The 24,870-nt window shown below is 65.6% G+C and carries 24 protein-coding genes and 2 pseudogenes; 11 read left to right on the plus strand and 15 right to left on the minus strand.

Features of this window, described 5'->3' with window-relative positions; translation table 11 throughout:
• On the minus strand, positions 1-269 hold a 269-nt coding region (locus G6031_RS04380; RefSeq protein WP_182652568.1), incomplete at its 3' end, for a cupin domain-containing protein.
• Positions 266-691 (minus strand): DUF1622 domain-containing protein, encoded by a 426-nt coding sequence (locus G6031_RS04385; protein WP_182617941.1) that lies wholly within the window; start codon positions 689-691, stop codon positions 266-268. The genes G6031_RS04380 and G6031_RS04385, both read right to left, overlap by 4 nt.
• 80 nt (positions 692-771) lie before the next feature.
• Here G6031_RS04385 and G6031_RS04390 point away from each other — a divergent pair, with 80 nt between their 5' ends.
• The 4 genes from G6031_RS04390 (at position 772) to G6031_RS04405 (ending at position 4,929) form a co-directional block, all read left to right on the plus strand.
• Positions 772-1,890: an LLM class flavin-dependent oxidoreductase gene (locus tag G6031_RS04390; RefSeq protein ID WP_182652569.1), complete on the plus strand. Its 1,119-nt coding sequence runs from the start codon at positions 772-774 to the stop codon at positions 1,888-1,890.
• Positions 1,891-1,950: 60 nt separating this feature from the next.
• Positions 1,951-2,313, plus strand: coding sequence for a thiamine-binding protein (locus G6031_RS04395; RefSeq protein ID WP_182652570.1), 363 nt, complete (start codon positions 1,951-1,953; stop codon positions 2,311-2,313).
• Positions 2,314-2,339: 26 nt separating this feature from the next.
• Positions 2,340-2,777, plus strand: a complete 438-nt coding sequence (locus G6031_RS04400) for a hypothetical protein (protein WP_182652571.1) — start codon at positions 2,340-2,342, stop codon at positions 2,775-2,777.
• A gap of 499 nt (positions 2,778-3,276) precedes the next feature.
• Positions 3,277-4,929 carry a tetratricopeptide repeat protein gene (locus G6031_RS04405; RefSeq protein ID WP_241737188.1) on the plus strand — a complete coding sequence of 551 codons (1,653 nt, stop codon included), beginning with the start codon at positions 3,277-3,279 and terminating at the stop codon, positions 4,927-4,929.
• 576 nt (positions 4,930-5,505) lie between these two features.
• Here G6031_RS04405 and G6031_RS18810 read toward each other — a convergent pair.
• The 5 genes from G6031_RS18810 to G6031_RS04435 all read right to left on the minus strand — a co-directional run bounded on the left by G6031_RS18810 (position 5,506) and on the right by G6031_RS04435 (position 10,193).
• Positions 5,506-6,030: a hypothetical protein gene (locus G6031_RS18810; RefSeq protein WP_241737189.1), complete on the minus strand. Its 525-nt coding sequence runs from the start codon at positions 6,028-6,030 to the stop codon at positions 5,506-5,508.
• Positions 6,031-7,163: 1,133 nt separating this feature from the next.
• Positions 7,164-7,679, minus strand: a complete 516-nt coding sequence (locus G6031_RS04420; RefSeq protein ID WP_182652575.1) for a GNAT family N-acetyltransferase — start codon at positions 7,677-7,679, stop codon at positions 7,164-7,166.
• Positions 7,680-7,775: 96 nt separating this feature from the next.
• A complete protein-coding gene (locus tag G6031_RS04425; RefSeq protein WP_347238439.1) occupies positions 7,776-8,795 on the minus strand; it encodes an alpha/beta fold hydrolase in 1,020 nt (339 codons plus the stop codon).
• Between the two features lie 217 nt (positions 8,796-9,012).
• Positions 9,013-9,492 carry a hypothetical protein gene (locus G6031_RS04430; protein ID WP_182652576.1) on the minus strand — a complete coding sequence of 160 codons (480 nt, stop codon included), beginning with the start codon at positions 9,490-9,492 and terminating at the stop codon, positions 9,013-9,015.
• A gap of 41 nt (positions 9,493-9,533) precedes the next feature.
• Positions 9,534-10,193: a TetR/AcrR family transcriptional regulator gene (locus tag G6031_RS04435; RefSeq protein ID WP_182652577.1), complete on the minus strand. Its 660-nt coding sequence runs from the start codon at positions 10,191-10,193 to the stop codon at positions 9,534-9,536.
• A gap of 77 nt (positions 10,194-10,270) precedes the next feature.
• Here G6031_RS04435 and G6031_RS04440 point away from each other — a divergent pair, with 77 nt between their 5' ends.
• Positions 10,271-11,197: an ATP-binding cassette domain-containing protein gene (locus G6031_RS04440; RefSeq protein ID WP_182652578.1), complete on the plus strand. Its 927-nt coding sequence runs from the start codon at positions 10,271-10,273 to the stop codon at positions 11,195-11,197.
• A complete protein-coding gene (locus G6031_RS04445; RefSeq protein WP_182652579.1) occupies positions 11,194-11,952 on the plus strand; it encodes an ABC transporter permease in 759 nt (252 codons plus the stop codon). The genes G6031_RS04440 and G6031_RS04445 overlap by 4 nt, the downstream gene beginning before the upstream one ends.
• A 15-nt stretch (positions 11,953-11,967) precedes the next feature.
• On the opposite strand, the gene G6031_RS04450 is transcribed toward G6031_RS04445, so the two are convergent.
• Genes G6031_RS04450 through G6031_RS04470 form a run of 5 tightly spaced genes read right to left on the minus strand, consistent with a single transcriptional unit; the run spans position 11,968 to position 17,832 of the window.
• On the minus strand, positions 11,968-12,930 hold the full coding sequence (locus tag G6031_RS04450) for a PDR/VanB family oxidoreductase (protein WP_182652580.1): 963 nt from the start codon (positions 12,928-12,930) through the stop codon (positions 11,968-11,970).
• Between the two features lie 9 nt (positions 12,931-12,939).
• Positions 12,940-14,853 carry an acetoacetate--CoA ligase gene (locus G6031_RS04455; RefSeq protein WP_182652581.1) on the minus strand — a complete coding sequence of 638 codons (1,914 nt, stop codon included), beginning with the start codon at positions 14,851-14,853 and terminating at the stop codon, positions 12,940-12,942.
• The gene (locus tag G6031_RS04460; RefSeq protein WP_182652582.1) at positions 14,853-15,836 is read right to left on the minus strand and encodes a fumarylacetoacetate hydrolase family protein; all 984 of its coding nucleotides are present in this window, start codon (positions 15,834-15,836) and stop codon (positions 14,853-14,855) included. Before G6031_RS04460 ends, G6031_RS04455 begins: the two co-directional genes overlap by 1 nt.
• Positions 15,836-16,807 (minus strand): MBL fold metallo-hydrolase, encoded by a 972-nt coding sequence (locus G6031_RS04465; protein WP_182652583.1) that lies wholly within the window; start codon positions 16,805-16,807, stop codon positions 15,836-15,838. Before G6031_RS04465 ends, G6031_RS04460 begins: the two co-directional genes overlap by 1 nt.
• Positions 16,804-17,832, minus strand: a complete 1,029-nt coding sequence (locus G6031_RS04470; RefSeq protein WP_206682135.1) for a cytochrome P450 — start codon at positions 17,830-17,832, stop codon at positions 16,804-16,806. Before G6031_RS04470 ends, G6031_RS04465 begins: the two co-directional genes overlap by 4 nt.
• Before the next feature lie 299 nt (positions 17,833-18,131).
• Between G6031_RS04470 and G6031_RS04475 the strand changes: the two genes are divergently transcribed.
• Positions 18,132-18,770 (plus strand): TetR/AcrR family transcriptional regulator, encoded by a 639-nt coding sequence (locus tag G6031_RS04475; RefSeq protein ID WP_206682136.1) that lies wholly within the window; start codon positions 18,132-18,134, stop codon positions 18,768-18,770.
• 639 nt (positions 18,771-19,409) lie between these two features.
• Here G6031_RS04475 and G6031_RS04480 read toward each other — a convergent pair.
• A complete protein-coding gene (locus G6031_RS04480) occupies positions 19,410-20,012 on the minus strand; it encodes an XRE family transcriptional regulator (protein ID WP_182652584.1) in 603 nt (200 codons plus the stop codon).
• A 169-nt stretch (positions 20,013-20,181) separates the two neighbouring features.
• On the opposite strand from G6031_RS04480, the pseudogene G6031_RS18815 reads away from it, so the two are divergent.
• The 3 genes and pseudogenes from G6031_RS18815 to G6031_RS04495 all read left to right on the plus strand — a co-directional run bounded on the left by G6031_RS18815 (position 20,182) and on the right by G6031_RS04495 (position 22,612).
• A pseudogene (locus G6031_RS18815) lies at positions 20,182-20,790 on the plus strand (MFS transporter).
• Between the two features lie 117 nt (positions 20,791-20,907).
• Positions 20,908-21,537 carry a class I SAM-dependent methyltransferase gene (locus tag G6031_RS04490; protein ID WP_206682138.1) on the plus strand — a complete coding sequence of 210 codons (630 nt, stop codon included), beginning with the start codon at positions 20,908-20,910 and terminating at the stop codon, positions 21,535-21,537.
• Position 21,538: 1 nt separating this feature from the next.
• Positions 21,539-22,612: pseudogene (locus G6031_RS04495) on the plus strand (alkene reductase).
• 78 nt (positions 22,613-22,690) lie between these two features.
• Here the strand turns inward: G6031_RS04495 and G6031_RS04500 are convergent.
• Both G6031_RS04500 and G6031_RS04505 read right to left on the minus strand, forming a co-directional pair.
• Complete coding sequence (locus tag G6031_RS04500) at positions 22,691-23,461, minus strand: SDR family oxidoreductase (RefSeq protein ID WP_182652585.1); 771 nt, start codon at positions 23,459-23,461, stop codon at positions 22,691-22,693.
• 148 nt (positions 23,462-23,609) lie between these two features.
• On the minus strand, positions 23,610-24,356 hold the full coding sequence (locus tag G6031_RS04505; RefSeq protein WP_182652586.1) for a class I SAM-dependent methyltransferase: 747 nt from the start codon (positions 24,354-24,356) through the stop codon (positions 23,610-23,612).
• Between the two features lie 225 nt (positions 24,357-24,581).
• On the opposite strand from G6031_RS04505, the gene G6031_RS04510 reads away from it, so the two are divergent.
• The coding region (locus G6031_RS04510) for a sigma-70 family RNA polymerase sigma factor (RefSeq protein WP_182652587.1) at positions 24,582-24,870 on the plus strand (289 nt) is incomplete at its 3' end.

Below are 24,870 nucleotides of genomic sequence, written 5' to 3' on the forward strand. Positions count from 1 at the left end.
ATCACCCAGTCGTCGCCGACCTCCTCGTCGAACTCCAGGCGGTCCTCGGCCGGCCCCATCTGGACGCGACCGCGACCCTGCTCCACGCGCAGGAACTGGTCGTGGTCCTCGTGCACCTCCAGCCCGATGTCGTCCCCGGGCGCGATCGCCATGACCGTCATCTGCAGGTGCTCACCGGTCCACAGCGTGGTCCGGTAGTTGGTGTTGGCGAGGGTCGCGTCCTCGATGTTGACGACGTAGGGGTGGGGTCCGTGATCGGTGGCGGTCATGGTGTGGTCCTCTCGCTCTCGTGCACGTCGGCTCGCGCCCGGTCGTCTCCATCATGCCGGGCGCGGTCGGCTCGCGATCCGGCTCCCTTCTGCCACGGCCACCGGCCCGAGATCTCGAGCTCGAGCGACCAGCTGAGGAACGTCCTGATGAGCACGACCAGCGCGAGCAGGCCGACCGAGTTGTAACTCGGCGAGATCGCGACGGTCCGGATGATGTCCGCGGCCACCAGGAGTTCCAGGCCCAGCAGGATCGCGCGTCCGAGCCGGCGGCGGAACGCGGTGTAGACGTCGCCCTCCGGGCCGGTCCGGCGACGCGGGTCGAGGGCGAACAGGGCCGCCACCAACGCGCCCACCACGATGGCGGCCACGCCGGCCGCGTCCATCGTCTTGCCCACCAGTTCCACGGCCTCTGTGAACGTCATGAACGAACTGTAGACCCGCCCGGCGGGGCGCGAGGGGCCTCCGCAGACCCTATGGTTGACAGGTCAACTAAAGTGAGGGCATGACTCAGCACACCACCTCCGCCACGCCCGCCTCGTCGTCACCCTCCGTCGCCCTCGGCCTCGACACCTTCGGCGACACCACAGTCGATGACCGAGGCGTGCGCGTCCACCACGCCCAGGTGATCCGGGACGTCGTCGAGCAGGCGGTGCTCGCCGACGAGGTGGGCGTCGACGCCTTCGGGGTGGGGGAGCACCACCGCCCCGACTACGCCGTCTCCGCCCCGGATGTGGTGCTCGCCGGCATCGCCACCCGGACGCAGCGCATCACGCTCGGCTCGGCGGTCACCGTCCTGTCCAGCGACGACCCGGTCCGGGTGTTCCAGCGCTTCTCCACGATCGACGCCCTGTCTCACGGGCGCGCCGAGGTCGTGCTGGGGCGCGGGTCCTTCACCGAGTCGTTCCCGCTGTTCGGCCTCGATCTCCAGCAGTACGAGCAGCTGTTCAGCGAGAAGCTGGACCTGTTCTCCGCGCTGCTGCCCGAGACGCCGGTGACGTGGTCCGGGGAGCTGCGGCGTCCCCTGGTCGACCAGCGCGTGTACCCGGAGACCGAGGGCGGGCTCTCCGCGTGGATCGCCGTGGGCGGCAGCCCCGAATCCGTGGTGCGCGCGGCCCGCTACCGGATGCCGCTGATGCTCGCGATCATCGGCGGGCCCGCCGGCAGCTTCGCCCCCTTCGCCGACCTGTACCGCCAGGCCAACGCGCAGCTCGCGGGCACCGACGCCCCGCGGTTGCCGATCGCCGTGCACTCGCCGGGTTTCGTCGCGGAGACCGACGAGAAGGCCGCCGCCCTGGCCCTGCCCCACTGGCTGGTCAACCGCAACAAGATCGGCCGCGAGCGGGGCTGGGGGGACGCGGGGGAGGCCGACTTCCACCGCGAGGTGAGGTCCGGGGCGATGTACGTGGGTTCACCCGAGACCGTCGCACAGAAGATCGCCGCGACCGTGCGCACACTGGGATTGGACCGCTTCGACCTCAAGTACGCCAGCGGCCCCACCCCGCACGAGCACCTCATGAACTCGATCGACCTCTACGGCCGCAAGGTCATCCCGCGCGTCCGCGAGCTCCTCGCCGGGGCGGGGTACGAACCCGGAGTGCCGCAGCAGGTGTCCCGCGGCTGACGGTCGGGTCCGGGCGGGAGTCGATCTGCGTGGGACGGGGCGGAGGCTTACGGTGGTGTCATGCTCTTCGCGTTCTCCGTCGCACCCACCACGGCCGCGGACGAGTCGGCGTCCATGAGCGAGGCCGTCGCCGAGGCGGTCCGGGTGGTCCGCGCGTCCGGCCTGCCCCACGAGACCACCTCGATGTTCACCACCATCGAGGGCGAATGGGACGAGGTGATGCCCGTCATCCGCGCCGCCACCGACGCGGTGCTGGCGGTGTCCCCGCGGGTGAGCCTGGTGCTCAAGGCCGACCTGCGGCCCGGGCACTCCGGTGAGCTGCGGGGGAAGGTGGACCGGGTGGAGCACCGCTTACAACACGGACTGGCTGCGGGCCCCGGGGGAGGGGAGAAGGGCGACGACGACGAGGTGGTCGCCCCGTGACCTCCCGCACTCCCTCGGATCACCCTGTGAACGACTCCGGATCCGCTGGACTGCACGGCGCGGACGGCCCGCCCCCGCGTGGCCTGCAGACTGTCGTCTACGTGGCAACCACGGCGCTCGGCGGGATCGGTGCGCTGGTGGTGGCGACGGTGGAACTGCTCTCCCCCGAGGCCGGCACCTTCGACGTCCTGCTGTGGAGCGCGCTGGCGGTGTTGCTCCTCGCCGCGGCCGCCCGCCGGTGGTGGTTCGGGGCCAGCGGCGAGGACCGCTCGCGCCGCATCGCCTCCGAGCTCGGGGCGGACGAGGTCGCCGAGGCGGTGCAGGCCTCGTCCGGTGAGGTCGACGCGGTCCGCCGACTCCGGGTCGCGCACCCGGGTCTCGGGCTCCGGGACGCGGTCGACCTGGTCCGGCGGGATGGCAGCAACGGCCGGAGCGTGGAGGGTCGCCGAAGCGGCAGCGGCTGACCCTCCCCAGGGCCATCAAGGCCGGAGAGACCCCAGGGTGTGATCGTGACGCAGCCGGAGAGGTTCTTGTCGAGGGTCTCGTCAAAGACCGCTCTAGTTGGGGCTCTCGCGAACAAATGCGTCGCCACCAGCGTATTTAGGTCGTCGAGAACCTATGTAGTGACAAGTAACTGCGACCATCCTTCCCATCCGTTCTGCGGAACGGTCACTCGGAAGTCAAGAGCGGCCAGCGCATTAGGCCACTGATCTAACTCACGAGCTACTCGAAACCGCCCATTGCTTCGGGCGCCCGACTGACCGGTCCCCGAATAGCCCACCAACACGATAGCGACCCTCCTTAACAGACGTAGCAAATATGACGGAAGTGAAACTCCGAAGCGCACCCAGGCGACGCCGGCCGAACCGTCACGCCAGGATCTCGGGATCAGGCAGAATCGACCGTTGACAACGAATCCACATCGTTCATTCTTCGGATGAACATCGAGGCTAGGATCCCGATATGCCCACTGACTTATCAGGTCGACGCATTTTCTTAGCATCGCCAGGAGACCTCGTGCTCGAACGCGATGTCTGCCGCAATACTGTGGCATCCTTTAACGAGGAAAGAGGCAACCCTAGTGGCGTTCACTTCATGGTCCGAGGTTGGGAACAGCTTCCAGCCGGGATCGGCAGGCCTCAAGCAAGAATAAACCCAGCGATAGACGACTGCGACTACATGATACTGATGCTAGGTGAACGGTGGGGATCTGCACCTAGCCATTACGGCAACTACTCTTCCGGCACCGAAGAGGAGTTCCACTACGCATTGGATCTATTGGCCTCCCCGACCGCCGAAATGCGTGACTTACTAGTACTTTTCAAAACTATCGAAGCGAACCGCCTAAGAGATCCTGGTTCCCAACTCCAAGCAGTGATGGACTTTCGAGATCGCCTAGAGACTTCTAGAAGTTTGCAATACGCGACATTTGATTCAAACGAGAGCTTAGAAGGCGCCGTTTTGCGCAATCTGAGCGAGTGGTCCAAGCCCTTAGTCGATCGTGTCCCGACAAGGATTTCACTTTCGACGAGAGTTGCTGGAACTGTGCCGCTTCCAGAACCAACGGATCGCATGCTAGAGACCGCGAAAGAAAGGGCTACATCCGGCTACTTGATGCAGGCCGAGGCAGCCTTCTCCCATGCGATAAAGGATGGGAACCCCGAGGCCCTAACGGAATTCGCCCAGTTCATGAGGCGGACGGGGAGGCTAGATCAGGCCCTTAAGCTAAACAGGCAGCTTCTTGACGACCCGATTTTGCTGGCCCGGGACGATGCAGACGCGGTAGCGTACCGCACCAACTCCTTAGCAAACATGGGTGTTATTCATCGCAAACGAGGAGAATTAAATAAATCAAGGGCACTCCTGCATGAGGCAGTTGAGACCGCACGGTCCAGCAACAAGCCAGTAGATCGTCACCTGTGCTATGCGCTCGACAATTACGGTTTCACCCTAATGAGGTTAAACGACGTTGACTTGGCTCGCAGCGCGTTCGAAGAAGCGCTTGACCGGCGTCAACAATTTGGATCACCGATAGACCTTTCGCAATCGGCAATCAACCTTGGGCGCAGCCAGATGAACCTTGGCGATTATGCGGCAGCCGAAGGCAAGTTCGTAGAAGCGATACGCCTAATCGGCGGAAGCAGCCACGACGAACTGCTCGCTAACGCCCTTTCAGCTCTTGTGGAATCACGACTACGGCAGGACAAGACCGAAGAAGTCCGGAGTAATGCAGAGCAAGCACTTGAGATTAATATGAAAGTCCAAAATTCGGATGGAGCCAGCATCGGCCATGCTCTGCTTGCGCGCGTCCTCCTAAGCGAAGGGGACCACAGCGAGGCTGAGAAACACGCGCGCGCATCACAGGAGCTCAGCCGGGAATCGAACAGTGCTGCAGGCTTGGGCACGTCATTCTGGCTGCTGGCAGAGATTGCGTTCGCAAGAGGAGAAGTCTCACGCGCCATCGAGTTCTTGCAAGAAGCGGAACGGTACGACAAAGTAAGTCAGAACTCGCTGTTAACCAGCGATATCGCGGAATCAAGCGAGCGATACGCCGCCGCAACTCGACGCTGCCCCGATGACGTCTCGGCGCCAGTTACTCCGACTGAATCCATGTGAGGCTTGGCCAAAAGAGGCACGTGAGCTGGCCATCCTCCAGCGTCCCACAACCCGTGTCGATGAAGGCCGCAGTCTTGTGAATGACCGGAATGTTGTCGCGCTGAGGCGAGTGACCATAGACGGTGAAGCCATCTGCGCTCTTCGCACGTGTTTCGTTGTTCGACGTTCGGTGCGTGGCCGTCACTCCGTTCAAAACTACTTCGTCCTCGAGCCCCTGTAGGAAGTCGACATGATCGGGCGGAACGCTCGCACGGAATCGGGCCAATACGTTATCCCGAGCAGAACCTATGTAGGACACCACAGTGGATGCCCCTCCCAAACGCAAGAAGTTGTCGAAACCGTCTCCCACAATTGCCTCCAAGAAAGCTTGGTCGTGGTTTCCCTTTACGAACCGAGTAGTAATATCCTCACTTCCCTGAAGCTCGAGTAGATAATCAATTACTTCGCGGGAGGTTGGGCCACGGTTAACGTAGTCCCCTAGGAAAACAATTTGGGAAACACACTGGCGGGCCCGAGACACTACATTGTCCAACTGCTCTACACAACCGTGGATATCTCCGATAAATCCGTGCTCAATCATAGAATCACCTTCGGAAGTTCTGCGTAGGGCAGGCCCTCCCCGACGCCGAGAGCTAAGGTTGCAAGTTTCTCTAGGTCAGGATTCGAAATTGACGACCCAATTATGAGATCATGCAGCGTCTCGTATGAGTCACTGGGTGGCGCGCCTACGACCAGACTAAGTCGATACTTTAGATCGTTGAGCACCTCAAGACTCGGTTCCGGGTACTGTCCGGGGTGAGAAGAGAGCAGACTGGTTAGCTCAGGTTGATTAAAACGGTCTGCAAGTTCCGCTACTGAGAAGCACGGATCCCCGTCTCCGAGCGCTGCGGCATAGATAGCGCTGCGAAGCAGGTATCGTGCAACCTGACAGAGCCCAGTTAGATATTCGATTTGCTCCTCGACTGGAAGCTCTAGGAGAATCGAAAAGTCACGTATTCTCCCGATAAGGTCTTGCGGGTCCGGTGCCGTGAACTTGCTCAGCAGTTCGGCCGTGCGGTTTTCGGTGTCGTGCAGTACGATCCCGTCCCGCGCTAGGTGCATACCAAAAAGGGTTTGCCCTGCATCTGCAAACTGTTTTGGCGAATAGCAGTTAATGCTCAGCTTTCCGTCCGTGCCAGAGTCCGCTCGGTGGGGCGCAAGCAAAAGGAGATCTAAATCGGAGGCAGCGGATGCATCACCGCGCGCCCAGCTACCGTAAAGGAGGACCCCAGTCGCATTGCCTTGAATTCGCTTACAAGCCTGCTCTATTAATGCTTCGCTAACTCTCAGTTGTGCTAACCTATCCCGGACGGTTTCAACGTCGATTGTGGACTCGAATTCGTGCGAACCTGCTTCAAACTGATCCAATCCCGACATTAGCTATTGGCCCCCGCGTTCCATTTTTCGATTTCCCTTCTCGGGATCGCTCACCCTCCGGGGTTATTGAACCGCACCCATCCGACCAAGAGACGAAGCGGTCGCGGTAGGTGGGTCCGACTTTCAGGATGCGGTGCCAGTCCGTGGCGGTGGACTCGGACACAAGGGTGCGCAGGTCGCGGTTCTCAAGAGGGCCTCCGATGCGGTGGGGCGGGCGGAGCTCGCCAAGTGGCACTTAGGTTAGTCGGGAAGACCGACATTTTTTCACGTACTGCTGTGGTGGCGGGGAGATGGCGCCAGCGACGACCTCGGTCGCCGAGGGAGGGCTCCACGCTGTGTCGAGTTAGAAGATCCTCTGACGCGACAGCTGACGGGCATGAAGCGATCTGCGGTTTCCCCAGGTCGAGCCATGGGGGCCTGCCTGGGATTCATGTCGCATATGAGCGTCGTCCAAAACCCGAGCGCCTATCAGGGGGTATGCGGGACGTTGGCCGCCTCATCCCCGAGTCCGAGCGAGTGTGTCGCCTGCGCGGTATACGGTGGACCCGAAGCGGGAGTTCCTCGACCGGGAGGTGCTCGAAGCGCGCGATGAAGACGCGCCGAATCTGAAAGCTAGATTGGTTCGCTGCTTCTCGGGGAAACCTGACAGACGTCCTCTAACTACGCTTGAAGCGCTTCCTACAATGGCCCGCGGCGACGAGAATCGGTAGACGTTCACGATCATCACCCGCCCTGGTGAGGAAGCGGCCGGTGAGGTCAGTGACCGGGACAAATGCCCGGTTCCTCGGCGCGCCCCGGGCGTTGAAGCCACGACCTCGTCAGAGTTCCCTGCGCATGCAGGCGCGCGGCCACTGGTCGAGGCCGTGTGCGATCTCCGCAGCCCGGATCGCCTTGAGGCCAGGGGTTTCCTCGTTCTCGGTGAGGTACCGAAACCCATGACGCTCGTAATACGGCCCGTTCCACGGGACGTCGGTGTAGGTGGTCAGAGTGACCGCGGGGAGGCTGCACTCCCGCGCCCAACGGATCATGTGATTCAGCAGAACCGTCCCGATCCCGCGGTGCATGAAATCGCTGTGCACCGAGACCTGGTCGAGGTGAGCATTGGTGTCGATCACATCCGCCAGCAGGTACGCCACCGGCCGGTCGGAACCGTCGGTGCTGACCCACGCCCGCCCGTTCTGCACGAACTCGCGTAGCGAGTCGATCGATGGCGGGACATCCTCGGCCACCACGGACATCCCGATCTCTGCAAAGGGTGCGCCGGCCGAGCGCTCGATGCCCTGTACAAGGACCAAATCACTTTCCCTGGCTGGCCGGATACTGTGCGTGGTCACCGAATCTCCCCGCTCTCGTCGACCTGTGCAACGCGGTCTGGGCACTACTTCTCTGGCGCGCTGTCCTGGTGTCGATACGGCCCGGCCCCGGATGTCTCAGCAGGCGCCCGCCCCGCCGAGCGCCCGGGCGACCATCGAGTGGGTCCGCGGATCGAGCGCCATCCCGCCGTGGGAGGTCGGACCGCCGCCGCAGGCCTGCTCCGGAACCCGCCACCCCACGCCCGGCCCCGGCACGAAGCTCCGCTGCGGTGGCAGGAGATGGTCGCCGCCGGTGGCGATGAGCGTGTAGGCGACCCCGGGCAGGAACGGGGTGCGGTCGAGTCCATACCAGGCGGTGAGCATGGGGCTGCCCGGGGACAGTTCGGCCAGACCCCGCAGGTTGGCGGCCCACAGCGCCGCACCTGCGAGCCCCGGTGGCAGCTGGTGGGGGATCAGCCCGCTGTTGTCCGCGCCCCAGTACCCGCCCACCGAGACCACCCGGCCGACAGCGCCAGGGCGCAACACCTTGGTGGTGTACCCCGCGATCGAGGCGCCCTGGGAGTAGCCCACCAGGTCCACCTGCACGGCGCCGGTGACCGCGCGCACGTGATCGATCACCCCGGCGAGCTGCGGACCGGAAGCGCCGACGATCGAGTCGAGGCCTCCCCGGGCCGGGTTGCCCGCGTAGGCGCCGAGGGTCGGGGCGATCACACAGAATCCCTGCCTCCGCAGCGGCTCGCCCAGTCGCGGCACGGTGTTGGGGCCGTTGTCGAACGTCCCGTGGACCAGGATCACCGGCCGCGGGTGGGCCGGGGTCGGTCGGCACGTGACCGGGGTGTCCACGGCCGCCGGCGGGCCGGGGGCGCCGATGGGTCCGTTGATGCCGTTGAGCGCCTCGGTCACGTAAGGCCCGAGCTCACCGGTGGGATCCAGGTCCCCGATGAGCCCGGTGAGGGCGTCCTCCACCGGGCCGGCCGTGGCCACCGGGGTGGACCCGGACGCGGCGGTGGTGGTCGTGACCGCTGCGGCGACGGGCACGGCCAGCGCGCAGGCGACGAGGGCGCCGGCAAATCGTGAACGCAGGCGGCGTGGGGTGCGGGAACCGAGCATGGTGACTCCCAAGGAGTGTGAGGTCACACAAGTATGCGAGGGCCGAGCGGGATCGGGTACCGCACGGACCTCACGTTCGCGTCGCGCGGGACTACCGCGGACTCCGTTGGCCGCCACGGGCCGGCCGTTCTGCGCGCCTGTGTCTCGGGCTCCGGGACGCGGTCGAACTGGTCCGGTGACACGGCGGCGACGGCAACCCGAGCTGACGCGTTCCGGCGTCTGCTGCTGGCTCACCCTCCGAGATCTATCGGTGAGACAGCAGTTCGAGTGCGATGACCGCCAGCGCGAGGAGGCAGTGGGCGGTGAGGATGGCGAGTCGTTGGCCCCGGGGGACGGAGAGTCTGCGGACGGCGAGGATGCCGACCGCGGCGAGTGTGCAGGTCGTGACCAGCATGGCGGCAACGAGGCCGGTCGCGGTGTCGTAGAGGCCGAAATGGGCGGGGATGAGGCAGATCACGGGAGGGACGGCGACGGTTGCCGCGCCGAAGGTGTCGACGATCATGCGCCTGTGTTCGTCGGAGGTGGGGAGTCGCTCGTGGATCACCATATGACTGAGCAGGCCCGCGACGTAGACCGCGCAGATGGTCGCGGTGACCGTGATGGCGAGCGTGCCGAGTGCGAGGCCCGCGGTCGGATGGTGGTCGTGGGCGCGGAGGGCGATGATGACGGCGAGAGTCGTGAAGGCGACGTAGATGCGCTCCTTCAGGGCCGAAGCCCGGTGCATCCGGGTGAGGGCATCGCGGCCCGTGTCGGGTCGGGGCGCGGTCACCGGCGCTTGTCTTCCCGGGCCGCGTAGGCGCGCATGAACGCGTGCGCGCCATCGGTCATGATCCGCTGCACGTGCTCGGCGTCCGCACGTCGGCGGAGCGGCTCGTTGAGTACCCGGAGGGTGGTGAGGGCATGGAAGTGTTCGGCAGCCAGTTCGGGGTCATCCGCGTCGAGCAGACCGAGGTCGGCGAAGTGCGCGAGACGTTCGGCGAGGGCCCGCGTGTGGGCGTCGCCCAGGGGGTGGTCGTCGAGTTCGGGCAGGAGCGTCTCGTTCTCGGCGATGAGTGTCACCGCGGCGGCGTAGTGGGATGAGATGAGCTGGGAGCGTCCGAGGTCGATCGCGAAGCCGGTCACGGCGTGTTCGAGGTCGGCGACCTCCTCAAGGGTGAGCCGATCGGACAGGTGTGTGTCGATGAGTTCTCGTAGCGTCTCCAGTGCCGTCTCACCTGCGACCTCGATGACGCCGAGCAGTAGTCGTCGCTTGTCGCCGTAGTAGTCGTAGACGGTGCGCTTGGACACTGCGGCCCGTTCAGCGATCGCATCCATGCTGGTGCGCTCGACGCCGGACTGCACGAACAGGTCGCGCGCAGCGACCAGGATCGCCGCGCGCTTGTGCTCCTGTCCTCGCCGTACCGGCTTCGGTATCGCTTCACCCATGGTCGTGCCCTCCTGAGACTGGGGCCGAGTCTACACTGAGAAGTGTAGATCTACACCACACGGTGTAGTGTAAAAATATGCAGACCGCCTCTCCGGCCTCCCTCGAGGCCCACGCGCTCGTCAAGCGCTACGGCGACATCACCGCTGTGGACCACCTCTCGTTCCAGGTCGCCCCCGGTGTCGTCACGGGCTTCCTGGGGCCCAATGGCGCCGGAAAGTCCACGACCCTGCGGATGTTCCTCGGCCTCGACGGGCCGACCAGCGGCGCGGCGACCATCGGCGGTCACCCGCTGGCGGACCTCCCGCAGCCCATGCACGTGGTGGGTGCGATGCTCGCGGCCGACACCGTCCATCCGCGTCGTTCCGCCACGGATCACCTCGCCGCGGTCGCGCGCGCCGGTGGCGTTCCACGACGTCGGGTCGCCGAGGTCCTGGAACTCGTCGGCCTGGCAGACGACGGGCACCGCCCCGCGGGCGACTACTCCCTCGGGATGAAGCAGCGCCTCGGGATCGCCACGGCGTTGATCGGCGACCCCGGCATCCTGATCTTCGACGAACCCCTCAACGGCCTCGATCCCGAGGGCATCCGGTGGGCCCGGTCCCTCATGCGCGATCTCGCGGCCGAGGGGCGAACGGTGTTGTTCTCCAGCCACCTGATGGGCGAGATGGAACTGACCGCAGACCACCTCGTCGTGATCCACCACGGAAAGCTCCTCGCCGATCAGCCGTTGCCAGAGTTCATCGCCGGCCACACGAGCGAGTACGTCCGCGCGCGCACACCGCACCGGGACACGCTGGATGATGCGCTCTCCCGCGAGGGGCTCCCCGCGGTACCCGATCCGGACTGCGCCGACGCGCTCGCCGTCGCCGGCACGACCACCGACCGTGTCGGCCACGTCGCCGCCGTGTCGGGCATAGAGCTGTCCGAGCTCACTGCTGTCCGCGACTCCCTCGAGGACGCATTCCTGACCATGACCGCCACCGAGCACGAGGCCGCCCGATGATGAACCTCCTCGCCGCCGAGTGGATCAAGACCCGCAGCGTCCGCAGCACCTGGCTGATCGCCCTCGCCACCGTGGTGGTCACCGTCGTGGTCAGCCTCCTCGGCATCAGCGGGCTCATGGCCGACTGGCAGGCGGATCTTCCCGCCGACTTCGACCCCACCGGTAACAGCCTCAAGGGGATCCTCGTCGGCCAGATCCTCATCGCCACGCTGGGCGCACAAGCCGTCACCAGCGAATACGCCACGGGGCAGATCGTCACCAGCCTCACCATCGCCCCCCGGCGCGGACTCTTCCTGACGGCCAAGATCGTCATCGTCATCCTGGTCGCGCTCGCCACCGCTGTGATCACCGTGGCGTGCAGCTTCGGCGCCGGCCAGGCGGCACTCGCCGCTGCTGGGCTGCCGACCGCGGGCCTGACCGCCCCCGACACCGTCCGCGCCGTCCTGTGCGCCGTGGCCTATCTCGTCCTGACCGCCATCCTGGGCCTGGCGTTCGGCGCGCTCACCCGCAGTTCGACCGGTGCGCTGGCGATCATCGTCACCGTCGCCCTCCTCGTGCCCGCCCTCGCGCCGGGCATGCCCGGCATCCTCGGCGAGATCGCCGGGACCTACTGGCCCACCACCGCCGGACAGAGCTCCTACGCGATCACCTCGACCGGCCATCTGACGCCACTGGCCGGGCTCGCCGTGATGGCCGCCTTCACTCTCGTGACCGCGCTCGCAGCCCACCTCGCGCTCACGACGCGCGACGCATGACCTGGTCGTCGGCACTCATACGTCAAGCACTAGTCGCGCAGACTTCGCCCTGGAGACGCAGATCATCATCGTCGCGCCAGATCGACGCTCCTGTTCTGTCAGTACGGAGTCGCGATGGTCAGGTTCGCCGCTCAGGACGACGGTCTCACAGACTCCGCATGTGCCCTCCTCGCAGGAGTAGACAATGGGCACACCTGCTTCGTCTGCCACGTCCACGATGGAGCGGTCTGCCGGGATGGTGAGAGTGACCTCGGATTGAGCGAACTCGACCTCGAAATCGGTGTCTCCCTCACTCGACGGTGTGTCCGATATGGGGGCGAACCTCTCGATGTGGAGTGCACCGGATGGCCAGAATCGACACGCAGTCTCGATAGCGTCGAGCAACGGACTCGGTCCGCAGCAGTAGATGGCGGTGTCGTCCGTGGGTGAGGCGAGCAGGGCTTCAAGGTCCAGGAGTCCATATTCGTCCTGGGGGCGCAGGACGACTCGCGGTCCCCATGTTTCGTCGAGGTCATCCGCGAAAGCCATGGACGCGTGGGTGCGCCCGCCGTAGATCAGTGTCCACTCCGCTCCTGCAGCCTCTACCGCCTCGATCATGGGGACTATCGGCGTGATTCCGATACCTCCTGCGATGAACAGATACCGCTGGGACGGAGCCAGGTCGAAGTGATTGCGCGGGAGGCTGACAGGAACGGAGTCACCGACACGGAGTTCATCGACGATGTAGGAGGATCCACCGCGGCTCGCCGGTTCTCGAAGGACCGCGACCTGGTAGTGGCTGCGGTCCGTGGGCGAAGAGCACAGCGAGTACTGCCGGATCAGCGTCCCGGACCGGCCCACGTGCAGATCGATGTGTGCTCCTGGTTCCCAGTGCGGGAGGTCATCATTGTCCGGACGTGCCAGGGTGAGTCGCACGATGCCGGCGGCGACCACTTCTTTATCCAGCACGACCAAGTCGACGGTGTCGGGTGTAGGCATGGAGTTACCTCACTTCTTCATCACGCGGCGGCGATCGCCGGCTCGCTGGTAGAAGCCCATGAGTGCGGGCTGATCGATCGCACTGCTCTGTGCCGCTGAGACGGGCAGGCCTCTCAGGACGTTCTTCACCGGCACTTCGAGTTTCTTGCCGGTCATCGTGTGCGGGATGCCGGGGGCGTGGATCACTTCGTCGGGCACGTGACGCGGGGACACCGAGTCGCGGATTGCGGCCTGGATCTTCGCTGCAAGCTCCGTATCGAGGTCGACGCCGGGCGCCAGAGTCACGAACATCGGCATCCAGTAGCCCCCGTTCGGCTCCTCCACACCGACGACGAGTGCCTCAAGCACTTCGGGAAGGTCCTCGGCCGCCTCGCAGATGTCGGCGCTGCCCATGCGGATGCCGTGTCGGTTCAGGGTCGCGTCGGAGCGACCGTGGACGACGATCGAACCGCGGGAGGTCACGGTGACCCAGTCGCCGTGACGCCAGACGCCGGGGAAGTGCCCGAAGTATGCGCTGTGGTATCGGCTGCCGTCGGGGTCGTTCCAGAATCGGACGGGCATCGACGGCATGGGACTGGTGATGACGAGTTCCCCGACCTGGTCACTCAAGGATTCCTGCTCGGTCGACCACGCGTGCATGTCGACGCCGAGCCATCTCGCAGTGATCTCTCCAGGTCGGCTCTCGACCGTGGGGACGCCGCCGGCGAATCCACTGACCACGTCGGTGCCGCCGGTGGTCGAGCTGACCGCCACAGTGGGGCCCAACTCGTCGGCGATCCATTGGTGGACTGTGACGGTGAGTACGGCTCCGGTGCATCCCAGCATGCGTAGTGGCCCGAGGTCGAAGTCGGCGGCAGGCCGCAGGCCGGCGTCGCGGGAGGCGCTCAGATAACCGGGGCTGAGGCCCAGATGGGTGATCTGGCCGCGCTCTGCGACCTCCCACAGCGCGCGTACGGTGGGCGCCCCGTCGAAGCAGTGGATGGTGGCGCCGCAGAGGAGCCCGCCGAGCCGGAGGTTCCACATCATCCAGTTCACCGTGGTGTACCAGAAGAACTGGTCTCCCTCCCGCATGTCGAAGAACAGTCGGAGAATTTTGAGGTGTTCCGCGACTACCCCTGCATGGCTGTGGACGATGCCCTTCGGGGGCCCGGTCGTTCCCGAGCTGAACAAGACCCACAGCGGGTGATCGGACGGCACCGCGAGTGGGGCGACGAACCTATCGGGCTGGATCGTGACCGCCGAGTCCCATGTGATGGTGCCGGAGTTCGGGTTGTGACCGTTCTCTACCAGTATCGTCGCTCTTAAGGTCGGTAGACCTGCACGGAGCGTCTCGACATCGTGGGTGCGGTCGATCCGACGACCTCGGTGTTGGTAGCCGGAGGCGGCGATCAGGCAGGTGGGTTCCAGCTGCTCGAACCGGACCAGGGCTGCGTCGCCGGCCAGGTCGGTACCGCAACCCGCCCACACCGCGCCGAGACTCGCGGTCGCGAGGAACGCGACGACGGCCTCGGGACGGTCCGGCAGGTAGCCGACCACGCGGTCGCCGGTCCTCACGCCGGTCTGCGCCAGAAATGTCGCAAGTGCCGTCACCTGCTCTTCGAGTTCGGGCCAGGACAGCGTGCGGGTGATACCGGTTTCGTCGTGGCCGATCACGGCAGCACCGGTGCGAGGTCGAGCGAAGACCTGGGACACGTAGTTGATGCGGCCACCAGGAAACCACTGTGTTCGTGGCATCACGGAGCCGTCGGTGACTGCTCGAGGTGCGGTCTCCCAGTTCATTCCACAGAACGTGGTGACCGACCTCCAGAAAGCATCGGAGTCCCGGACGGACCATTCCCACAGCTCGGCGTAGGGCGCCCCGGGCCGGGGGCCGCCATATGTGGAGGCCAGGCGAGCGAATGAGAGGAGTGCTGGTTCTTCCATCAGTTGCTCCTGGTGGGGGTCCAGGACCGTTGGCGGCGTGGCTGACCTACTCGCGCTCGCGGCAATTGTGGTGCGTCGGCTCCCGCGACGACGGTGTTGCTCATCGCACCGATACCTTCGGCGACCAGCGTCACCACGTCGCCGGGTCGGAGCGGGGGGACCTCCTCGGTGCTCAGATGAGCCCAGTACTCGAGGAGACATCCGGCACCGCATGTTCCGGAACCCAGCACATCACCCGGCCGGAGTTCCGCGCCGCGAGAAGCAAACGCGATCATCTCCTCGAAAGACCACGCCATGTTCGCCGAATTGTCTCCGCCCGCAGGAAGGGGGACTCCGTTGAGTTCCACGTGGAGGTCGAGAGCCAGGCGGCCATCCCGGCTGAACGGTTCGAGTTCGTCGGGGGTGACGATCCACGGGCCGATCGAGTTGGCGAAGTCCTTGCCCTTGACCGGGCCCATACCGAACGGGGTCACCGGCTTCATCAGGTCGCGGGCTGACCAGTCGTTGAACAAGGTGAAGCCGGCGATGTGTTCGTGGGCCTGTTCCGGGGTGAGGTCTCTGCCTGCTGTGCCGATCACCACGGCCAGCTCGAGTTCGAAGTCCAGGAGTTCACAGCCGGGTGGAACTGCTACTTCCGCGTCAGGTCCGATGACCGCGTTGGTGTTGGAGAAGTAGAACAGCGGCATCTCGTACCAGACCGGGAGGGGTTCCGTCGCGCCGAGGACGGCAAGACTGCCTTCGAGGTGTTCTTCGAAGGTCAGGAAATCCCGCAGGGTGGGGGGTTCGACGGGTGCCAGCAGCTGAACATCCGACAGTGAGAGCGTCGGGCCGTCGGAGTGGCGATCGACCAAGTCGAGTCGTTCCGGTGTGGAGGCGTCCAGAAGACGCGACACCGTGATGTCCGCCGTGAGAGGTTGAACGCGATCGTCGTCGACGACTGCCGCGCGGGTACCGCCGTCGAGCTCGATGCGGGCGATCTTCATCAGTGGCTCGCCTCCGACGCGGCCGCAGCGGCATGAAGCTCGAAGTCTGCGATGCGCCCGAACTGTTGCAGCCTGTTCTCGCGGGGGCGCCTCGGATCGAGTTGGTCGTAGACGTTGAGCACATTCGCCGCGATTCGGCCTTGTTCGGACATGTCGGCGAACCGGCTCATGTCGATTGAGGCGACAGCGTCCTCGACGGACAGTCCCTGCTCGAAACGCTTGACCGCCTCCGCCGAGACGAAATCGAGGTAGTCGCGCACCCTTGACACCCCGTTCTTGTCGGTCAGAGGCCCGTGGCCGGGGACGATGGCGACGAGTTCGAGGTCGAGAATCAGATCGCAGGCGGCGATGCACCGACTGATGGGTCCGGCCCACACGAGCGGCGCGCCCCCGATGAACAGGATGTCGCCTGTGTAGACCAGGTTCGCGTCGGGCACGTGGACCACGAGATCGCCCGGGGTGTGGGCGGGACCCACCTGGATGAGCCTCACCTCACGTCCACCCACATCGAGAGATAGCTCTCCGGTGAACGTTCGGGTCGGCGGGGTCGCGACGATGCCGGCGTGATCGAAGTGACCACCGACCTCTCTGATGAACTCACCGACCCGGTCCTCGCGTCCGGACATGGAGACCAGTTCGTCGACGGACGCCTCGGTCATCAGCTCTGCGGCTGCCTGGGTGGCGACGATCTCCACACCGGGCCCCGCTACGAGTTGGTTACCGAACCAGTGATCACCATCGGAGTGCGTGTTGACGAGCGTCCGGATTGGTTGCCCGCGAAGCAGCGGCGCGTAGGCGGACAGCATCTCGGCGGTGTGCGGGAGATCGTAGAGGGTGTCGATCAACAACGACTCCCCGGATCCGCGCACGAGACCGGTGTTGCTTTCTCCCCATCGACCCTCGGGCAGAAGCCAGGAGTGACAATGGTTCCCGAGGTCGTGGGGCCCTTTGGTGTACGGCATCGCGATCATTCCGCTGCGGGGACGACACGGACCGGCAGCGTGTCGAACTTATGGACGGTCTGACTACGGCTGCGATGTGCATCGCCGGCGCGTTCGAACCGCGCCACTCGTCGCGTGAGTTCGGTCAACAGCGCCACCACTTCGAGCCGGGCGAAGGGAGATCCGAGGCACGTGTGCAGCCCGCTGCCGAACGCGAGATGCGACTTGGCGTTCTCCCGTGTGACATCGAGCCGGTGGGGGTCGGGGAAGTGGAGTGGGTCCCGGCTCGCGGCGGCGAGCAGCACAGCGACGCGGGCGCCCGCAGGGATCTCGACTCCATCGAACTCGACAGCACTCCGGGTCCGGCGGAAGAACGCTTTGAACGGGGCGCCGAAGCGCAGTAGCTCTTCGACGGCATTGGGGATCAGATCGGGCCGACTCCTCAGCAGCTCCCACTGGTCGGGGTTGTCGACGAATGCGTCGATCGAGTTTCCCAGTAGCGCGCCGGTCGAATCGATCCCGGCCAACCACAGGGAGGCCAGAGTCATGAGTCGCTGCGGACCCTCGTGCTCAAGACGGCCGTCGTTGCCTCCCGAGTCGACGATCAGTCGACCGAGGCAGTGCGCTGGCATGTTGGGAAGTCCCTCGGACGCGAGCCACGTCACCGCCTCCATCACCAGGGCTGAGTGCTCCTCGGTTCCGGCAGGTTCCTCCCCTCGGCTGGTCGCGTCACTCCAGTCCGCCAAGGTCTGAGCACTCGGCGGGGTGATTCCGGTCAGCAGCGTCATGGCCTGATCGGGCATGGCCTGAGCCAGCACCTGCACGGCGTCGAACTCGCCGCGGGTGATCGCGTCATGGGTGATCTCCGCCGCGGCCTTCTCGATACCGGGTTTGAAGGCGTCGATGGCGCGTTTGCTGAACGATGGCTGCAACGACCGGCGAATCTGGTCATGCAACGGTGGGTCGTTCTCGATCAATGGGTAACGCTCGGTCCTGGCGGAGGGAACGTTGAAGGTGACCCCGTCGCCGGACACGAACTCGGCGTGATTGCGCAACACCTGGACGGCCTGTGCGTACCCGGAGACCAACCAGACGTCGCGGCCGGGTACGTAGACGACCGGATCGTGCTGGCGGAGTCGGTCGTAGAAGCCGTACGGGTCACGTTGTGCGGGCGGCGAGTACGGGTCGAGGCCGTGATCCGATGAGTCGGCGATTGATGCTGGACTGTTCATCATGCTCCTGTTCAAGAAAGGTTGCACTCGGGTGCAACTGTGGCCTGAGTCATAGTCTGCACCCGAGTGCATCTAGAATGCAAGGGGCACAGCAACGAGGGATACGAGAAGAGGTGGGCTCCATGGCTCTCACGCCGCCGTCACGCCTGATGAACCCGCGCGCCGCGCGAACGCGACAAGCTCTCTTCGACGCCGCTGCGCAACTGTTCGTGGCGCAGGGATACGAATCCACGACGATGGCCGCGATCGCCGCTGCGGCTGGTACGTCTCGCCGAACTGCGTTCAACTACTTCCCCAACAAGGGAGATATCCCGATGCTGTGGGTCCGACAGATGGCCGATCATGCAATCGAGCAGGTCCAGGACGCGCCGTGCGGGGATGTCGCGGAGCGAATCCACGCCTACTTCCGCGCTATCAGCGAAGCGGTGGAGTCCGAGCCCGAACTCAGCCGTCAGATGATGCTCGGCTGGACTGCGGCACTCGGACCGACCCTGTACGAGTCTCAGTTGCTGGCGGACGTCACTCCGCTACTGGAGGAGGGGCAAAGGGCCGGACGCATCGGCCAGGGGGTAGACGTCGCGGTAGCTGCCAGAGCGCTCAGCGACGTCCTTCAAGGAGCCGTCTTCAGGTGGGTGCGGGAGCCTGGAACCGTCCTCCACGAAAGGGTCGACAGTGTGATCGGGCTAGTACTTCGAGCGGCGATCACGCCGACACCCGATAACCCCTCCGGGCGACCGACAGGGTCAGGAAGGGCTGATTAGGCCAGGCCCCAGCCTGAGGCCGATCGAGCATATGGGTCATATGGGTCATATGGGTTTAATGGGAGCCGCACGAGACATCGGTGAGATGGCGGTGGAGTTGTTCGACGCTGATGTCGGCATCAGCAATGCCTGCGGAATGCGGATAGCAAGTGCGCGTGACGTAGGAGAGCAGAAAGGTGATGTCGCATGGTTCCGAATTCGACCTGCGCCAGCGCGTCTGGTGACCGCTAGATCACCAGAGCGAGAGCACGAAAGGTGTATTCAGCGCCGGAAAAGGTGGTGCGGCCGCCCACCCCAGCTCGCTACGAGGTAAGGCTGTCGGCGCTGCCTCCGGCCTCGATGTGCGGGCCACGGACGCCGGCTACGCCTCGGCTTTCCATCGTGAAGTCGATGGCCGCTTCCTTGCCCCTGAAAGCGAAAGGAATGGTATTCGCTGTCTCGCCTGGGGCGGTCTATCGATGCAGTCGAGCTACCTCACCTGACGCTGTTGCTCCATGAAGTCCCCATTCTCCGATTCCGCCTGTGCAGGGTGCCTCGTTAACGGGCGGTGTTCTGGTTTCGTGGATACCCGGTACACCGGACGCCGGGCGGGCGACCACGAATGTGCGTGCGGAGTTCGAGCAGAAGAGCAGAGAGTCGTCAGGAGTCGCGGATGTGGATCTGCTCGCCCTGTGGGCTGAAGAGGGTCAGGACTTCTGATGCGGTGTCGCTGCTGCCGGTGATGCAGTGCGGCTGCCGGGTGTCGAACTCGGCGGCGTCGCCCTCGACCAGGGTTGTGACCTGCGTCCCCAGGGCGAGGTCGACAGAGCCGCTGAGGACGTAGAGCCATTCGTAGCCGCCATGGGTGGCCTGCTTCGAGGGTTGTGCGTGCCGGCGGGGCGGGAGGATGACTTTGAAGGCCTGCACGGGGGCGCCGGATCGGGTTAATGGGAGGTAGACGCGTCCGTGCTTGCGGATGGGCTTCGGGTGGATGCGCGGATCCCCGGTGGGCGGCGCGCCGACGACGTCGTCGAGTGCGACTCGATAGACCTGTGCGAGGGGTATCAGCAGGTCCAGGGTGGGGCGACGGTGGCCGGACTCGAGTCGCGAGAGTGTGCTGACCGAAATCCCGGTAGCCGTGGCGACGTCGGACAGCTTCATCTCCCGCCGCTGTCGCAGATCGCGGAGCCGTGGTCCGACGGCCTCCAGCATGTCGGCGACGCGCCCGTCGGGTTGGTCGGTGCCATTCGGTGAATTTTGCATGTTTAGCAAGTGTAGTTGCTGTTTGCGGCACCGGGACGCATTCTGATGACCCCGTTTCCATTCAAGGACGAAGGGCATTCGAGAGATGGGTTCGTCTGTGTTGACCGAGACAGCGCAACCGTCGGTTGCTCGGTGGATTGCGCTCGCGGCGATCACCACCGCCGCGTTGATGGTCGTGTTGGACGCCTCGGTGATCAACATTGCGCTGCCCCAGATGCAGCAGGAGTTAGGTTTCAGCGACGCTGCCCGCGGATGGGCCGTGACCGCCTACGCGGTGACCTTCGGTGGCCTGCTCCTCCTCGGCGGTCGCATTGCTGACTATGCGGGGCGCAAGCGGGTACTGATGGTGTCACTGAGCGGGTTCGCTGTGGCGTCGCTCATCGGGGGTCTGGCAACGGGCCAGGAGATGTTGATCGCAGCCCGCGCGCTGCAGGGATAGTGCCGCCGCGCTAGCGCGGCGGCACTATCCCTGGTCGCAGTCACCTTCACCGAGCCCCGCGGCCGGGCCCGCGCTTTCGCGGTGTTCGCCGCGGCCCAGGGAAGCGGCGGCGCGATCGGGCTGCTGCTGGGCGGCGCCTTGACCGAGGCTCTCGGGTGGCGCTGGTCGCTGTTCATCAACGTTCCCATCGCCCTCGTCGCGCTCGCCCTCGGCCTGCCGACGATCATCCGCTCCCCAAACGCCTTACGGCTTACGTTCGTCGTCGCCACCGTCTTCTACGCCATCTCGGCGATCGTCGCGATCACTGTCATCCCCAGGAGGCAGAAGCTGGCGCTTTAGCGAACTCCCCAGTGCAACAACGACGTCAGATTCGCGGTAGCCCCGCAGTCGCGTCGAACCCGATACAACGTCGAACCCGATACAAGACGACATCGTCGCCGGAACACAAGAGGATGGATGGAACAGATGACGACCTACGATGCGGAATTCTGGGAGCAGCACTACGTCGATACCGACCCGGGGTGGGGGACCTCCCCCAACCAGGCGATGGTCGACACGATCAGCCAGCTCTGTGCCGACGCAGGCACCGCTCTCGAACTCGGTGCCGGCCATGGCGGGGATGCGCTGTGGCTCGCGCGCGCAGGGTGGACCGTGACGGCGCTCGACGTCTCGCAGACAGCGCTCGACAGAATCGCCGCGCGCGCCGCAGACCAGGATCTCTCGAGCCGGGTAGACACGGCCCACTGCGACGCCACCACCCAGTCGCTACCGGAAGGGCCTTTCGACCTGGTGTACGGAGGCTTCTTCTACGCCCCCGGACGCGACGGCATCTGGCGACGAGCGGCCGACACCGTCACACCGGGAGGGGCAATGGTCATCGTCGACCACGGTTCCAGCGCCCCATGGTCCTGGGCCCCCGCCGAACACACGCACCCGACGCCCCAACAGGTCGCGAGCGCACTGGATCTCGGCCCCGCGTGGAACCCCGAACTCCTCGACACTCGTACACGCATCGCCGCCGGGCCGGGCGGACAACGCGCCGAAGTCACCGAGACCATCGTCGCCCTGCGACGGAAGGCGGCATGACATGACGTTGTCGACCGCCTCTCGACTGTGGCAGCCGCTCCCTCTCGGAGCCGTCAGCCTCGACAACCGTCTCGTACTCGCCCCGATGACGCGCCGACGCGCCGCTGAGGACGGGACACCCAGGCCGCTCATGGCGGAGTACTACGCGCAGCGGTCGGGGTTCGGCCTCGTCGTCACCGAAGGCATCTACCCCAGCCGCGAGGGCCGCGCCTACGCGGGTCAGCCCGGTCTGGTCGACGACGCGCACGAACGCGGCTGGGCCGCCGTCACCGAGGCGGTGCACTAGCGTGGGACGCCGATCTTCGCCCAGCTCATGCACGCCGGTCGCGTCACCGGCCCGGACGTCACTGGTATGCATCACGCGCTCGCCCCGTCCGCAATTCCCTACGAGGACCACCACGGTTACCACCCCGCGATCGCGATTGCAGCCACCACCCAGGACATATCGCAGCTCATTGACGCGCATGTCGAGGCGGCCGTGCGAGCCCGAGGTGCGGGGTTCGACGGCGTCGAACTTCATGCCGCCAACGGATACCTCCTCCAGCAGTTCCTCGCCCCGTCTGCCAATCACCGCACCGACGAGTACGGAGGGACGCCGATCCGCCGGGCGCGGTTCGTCATCGATGTCGCCGAGGCCGTCGCCGACGCGATCGGCGGTGACCGCGTCGGTATCCGCGTGTCGCCCGGCGCCAATATCCAGGGGGCCCTCGAACTCGATGAACGGGACACCCGGGCCACCTACACCGCACTCTTCGACACCTTCGGGAAGCGTCACCTCGCCTACGTGAGCATGATCCACCCCGACGCGGGCAGCGCCCTCGTACGGGACATCCGGGACACGTCGAACGCGCCGATGATCCTCAACACCGGGTTCTCCACGGTCACGGACCGGGACACTGCGGCCGAACTCGTCGACGGTGGACACGTGGATGCCGTTGCTGTCGGACGTCCCGCGATCGCCAACCCCGACCTGCCCCACCGCTGGCGAGCCGACATGGCGGAGACAGCCCCGGACCAGACGACGTTCTACGAGGGCGGCGCAACCGGATACACGGACTACCCATTTCGGTCGTGAAGATGCCGCCGCACGCGAGGAACCGAAATCTGTGTCGCCCCCCGACGAGAGGGCGACTTCGCTTCCGGCGTGTGGGCCCTACTGGGCCAGGACCTTGTTGACCAGGCGCGTCGCGAAGTTGGGCGAGAACTTGGAGATGTTCGCGAGCACGGTCGTCTGCTCACCGACGCTGTAGGACGTGCGATGAAGGCGGCGGTCAAGGGTCGTCGGGTGGACGGACTGCCAGACCTTGTCCGCGACCTGATCGGGAGTGATCTTGATGCCGAGCGTCCTGGTCGTCTTGGCCTTGGGGTCCGCGAGAGCGGTCTTGGCCCACAGCGGCCAGATCCCCACCACGCGCACGCCGTGCGGTGCCCACTCGAGCTCCAACGCCTCGGTCAGCCCGGCGACGTAGAACTTGGCGGCGCTGTACGTGGCGATCCCGGGTTGACCGTAGATCGCCGACGCGGACGCGATGTTGACCAGGTGTGACCCCGGCGTGGCCTTGAGGTACGGGAACGCGGCCTTGGCGCCGAGCGTCACGCCCAGCACATCGATGTCGATCTGGGCCTTGACCGCGTCAGCCGAGATCTCCGACAGGTCACCGGCGACCAGAACGCCCGCGTTGTTGTCCAGGACGTCGAGGGTCCCACCGGTGTGCGAGGTGAACTCCTCCAGCGCCTTCTCCCACTGCTGCATGTCGCGGACGTCGAGTTCCCCCGTGATCCAGTCGGGATGACTCGACTGCACCGCGGCCAGGGCGTCGGTGTCGACGTCGTACACCCCGACAGTCCATCCCTCGCGGCCGAATCGCTCCGCCGTTGCCAGTCCGATCCCAGCCGCCCCGCCCGAGATGAAGATCGATGCCATTCCCTGTCCTCCACACGCAAGTCCGATGCGGCGTGCCGCTCGGAGATATCCGATAGCCGACAGTACCGAGCATTGAACGGGAAAGGGAAAGCTGTATCAGTGTCGATCCGAGGAGACGCGGCTCGCGATCACCGCGTGGGGATGAGTGTCAGCGCTTCATGAGGGCGAACACGCCCCATCCGAGGTACTCACGCGTGAAACGCGCGTAGCGGGCGGGCGCGGTGGCGAGTTCCTCACGCACCTCCGGGGCCAGGTCGTCGTCGGGGTTCCAGTCGAGCCAGAGGCGCAGGTTGAGCCATTGGGCCGCTGTGTACCGGTCCCAGCTGTCCTGGTCGGCGAGCATCATCTCGACGATGTCGTACCCGAGATCGTGAAACGACCCCATCAGGTCCGGCAACTCCCGGAAGTCGGCGATGGCGGTGGCCTGGCAGGCGACGGCCGTCTCCTCGTCCGGCGGGGTCCGCCGCCAGTACGGTTCGCCGATCAGCATCACGCCCCCGGGCCGGAGACTGCGATCGAGCAATTCGATCGTCCCGGCGACACCGCCGCCGATCCAGGTGGCGCCGACACATGCGGCCAGATCAACCGGCTCGTCCGCGACATGGCCGGCGGCGTCACCGTGGATGAACTCGACACGGTCGGCGACGCCGAGTTCGGCGGCGCGGGCGCGGGCTGCCTCGGTGAAGACGGTGCTGATGTCCACCCCGGTGCCCGTGATCCCGTGATCACGCGCCCAGGTGCTCAACATCTCGCCCGAGCCGCTGGCCAGGTCGAGCGCGCGTGTTCCTGGGGCGAGTCGGAGGGCTTCCCCGAGGGCGGCGAGTTTGTCCTCGGTCAGTGGATTGTGGATCCGATGGCTGCTCTCGCGGATGCTGAAGATGCGGGGAAGGTCCATGACCGCGATTCACCTCCGTGGACCGCCACTCACCAGCGGCGACGGTGGTCCGACGATAGCACCGGCCGCGGACGTCGTCGTCGCGTGAAGGCCCTCGGTCTCGACTCCCACCGGACGGACCTCACGTTTCCGCGGCGGCGGGCGACTACCCGCTGGAGCCGGTCGGCGAGGTGGGTGGCCGGGGCGTGTGAACGAGGCGGATGGGACGAGGGGAGGATCTGACACATGAGGGCAGCCTTCGACGGTGCGGTGGTCCGGCACGGGCCGACCGTCCTGCGCGTGTGCCGTGCGGTCCTGGGGGCCGGCCCCGACGCCGACGACGCCTGGTCTGAGACGTTCCTGTCCGCGCTGCGGGCCTGGCCGGACCTGCCGGAGGAGACCAACGTGGAGGCGTGGCTGGTCAGGGTCGCCCACCGTCGCGCGGTGGACGTGGTGCGCCGATCGTCGCGGTCGGCCGCCCCGGCGGGAGGCGCGGACGATGTCGCCGTGCTCGGGGAGTGGGCGGGGAGAGGCC

The sequence above is a fragment of the Dietzia sp. CQ4 genome, from assembly GCF_014145125.1.
GTDB classification, from domain to species: domain Bacteria; phylum Actinomycetota; class Actinomycetes; order Mycobacteriales; family Mycobacteriaceae; genus Dietzia; species Dietzia natronolimnaea.

What these genes read in the sequence shown, in the direction of transcription:
- G6031_RS04500 (WP_182652585.1), bottom strand. Translation starts at nt 23,461, where the DNA reads ATGGCATCGATCTTCATCTCGGGCGGGGCGGCTGGGATCGGACTGGCA.
- G6031_RS04445 (WP_182652579.1), top strand. Translation starts at nt 11,194, where the DNA reads ATGATGAACCTCCTCGCCGCCGAGTGGATCAAGACCCGCAGCGTCCGC.
- G6031_RS04435 (WP_182652577.1), bottom strand. Translation starts at nt 10,193, where the DNA reads ATGGGTGAAGCGATACCGAAGCCGGTACGGCGAGGACAGGAGCACAAG.
- G6031_RS04450 (WP_182652580.1), bottom strand. Translation starts at nt 12,930, where the DNA reads ATGCCTACACCCGACACCGTCGACTTGGTCGTGCTGGATAAAGAAGTG.
- G6031_RS04460 (WP_182652582.1), bottom strand. Translation starts at nt 15,836, where the DNA reads ATGAAGATCGCCCGCATCGAGCTCGACGGCGGTACCCGCGCGGCAGTC.
- G6031_RS04480 (WP_182652584.1), bottom strand. Translation starts at nt 20,012, where the DNA reads ATGCAAAATTCACCGAATGGCACCGACCAACCCGACGGGCGCGTCGCC.
- G6031_RS04405 (WP_241737188.1), top strand. Translation starts at nt 3,277, where the DNA reads ATGCCCACTGACTTATCAGGTCGACGCATTTTCTTAGCATCGCCAGGA.
- G6031_RS18810 (WP_241737189.1), bottom strand. Translation starts at nt 6,030, where the DNA reads ATGCACCTAGCGCGGGACGGGATCGTACTGCACGACACCGAAAACCGC.
- G6031_RS04465 (WP_182652583.1), bottom strand. Translation starts at nt 16,807, where the DNA reads ATGATCGCGATGCCGTACACCAAAGGGCCCCACGACCTCGGGAACCAT.
- G6031_RS04455 (WP_182652581.1), bottom strand. Translation starts at nt 14,853, where the DNA reads ATGGAAGAACCAGCACTCCTCTCATTCGCTCGCCTGGCCTCCACATAT.
- G6031_RS04390 (WP_182652569.1), top strand. Translation starts at nt 772, where the DNA reads ATGACTCAGCACACCACCTCCGCCACGCCCGCCTCGTCGTCACCCTCC.
- G6031_RS04475 (WP_206682136.1), top strand. Translation starts at nt 18,132, where the DNA reads ATGGCTCTCACGCCGCCGTCACGCCTGATGAACCCGCGCGCCGCGCGA.
- G6031_RS04385 (WP_182617941.1), bottom strand. Translation starts at nt 691, where the DNA reads ATGACGTTCACAGAGGCCGTGGAACTGGTGGGCAAGACGATGGACGCG.
- G6031_RS04505 (WP_182652586.1), bottom strand. Translation starts at nt 24,356, where the DNA reads ATGGACCTTCCCCGCATCTTCAGCATCCGCGAGAGCAGCCATCGGATC.
- G6031_RS04490 (WP_206682138.1), top strand. Translation starts at nt 20,908, where the DNA reads ATGGAACAGATGACGACCTACGATGCGGAATTCTGGGAGCAGCACTAC.
- G6031_RS04395 (WP_182652570.1), top strand. Translation starts at nt 1,951, where the DNA reads ATGCTCTTCGCGTTCTCCGTCGCACCCACCACGGCCGCGGACGAGTCG.
- G6031_RS04430 (WP_182652576.1), bottom strand. Translation starts at nt 9,492, where the DNA reads ATGCACCGGGCTTCGGCCCTGAAGGAGCGCATCTACGTCGCCTTCACG.
- G6031_RS04440 (WP_182652578.1), top strand. Translation starts at nt 10,271, where the DNA reads ATGCAGACCGCCTCTCCGGCCTCCCTCGAGGCCCACGCGCTCGTCAAG.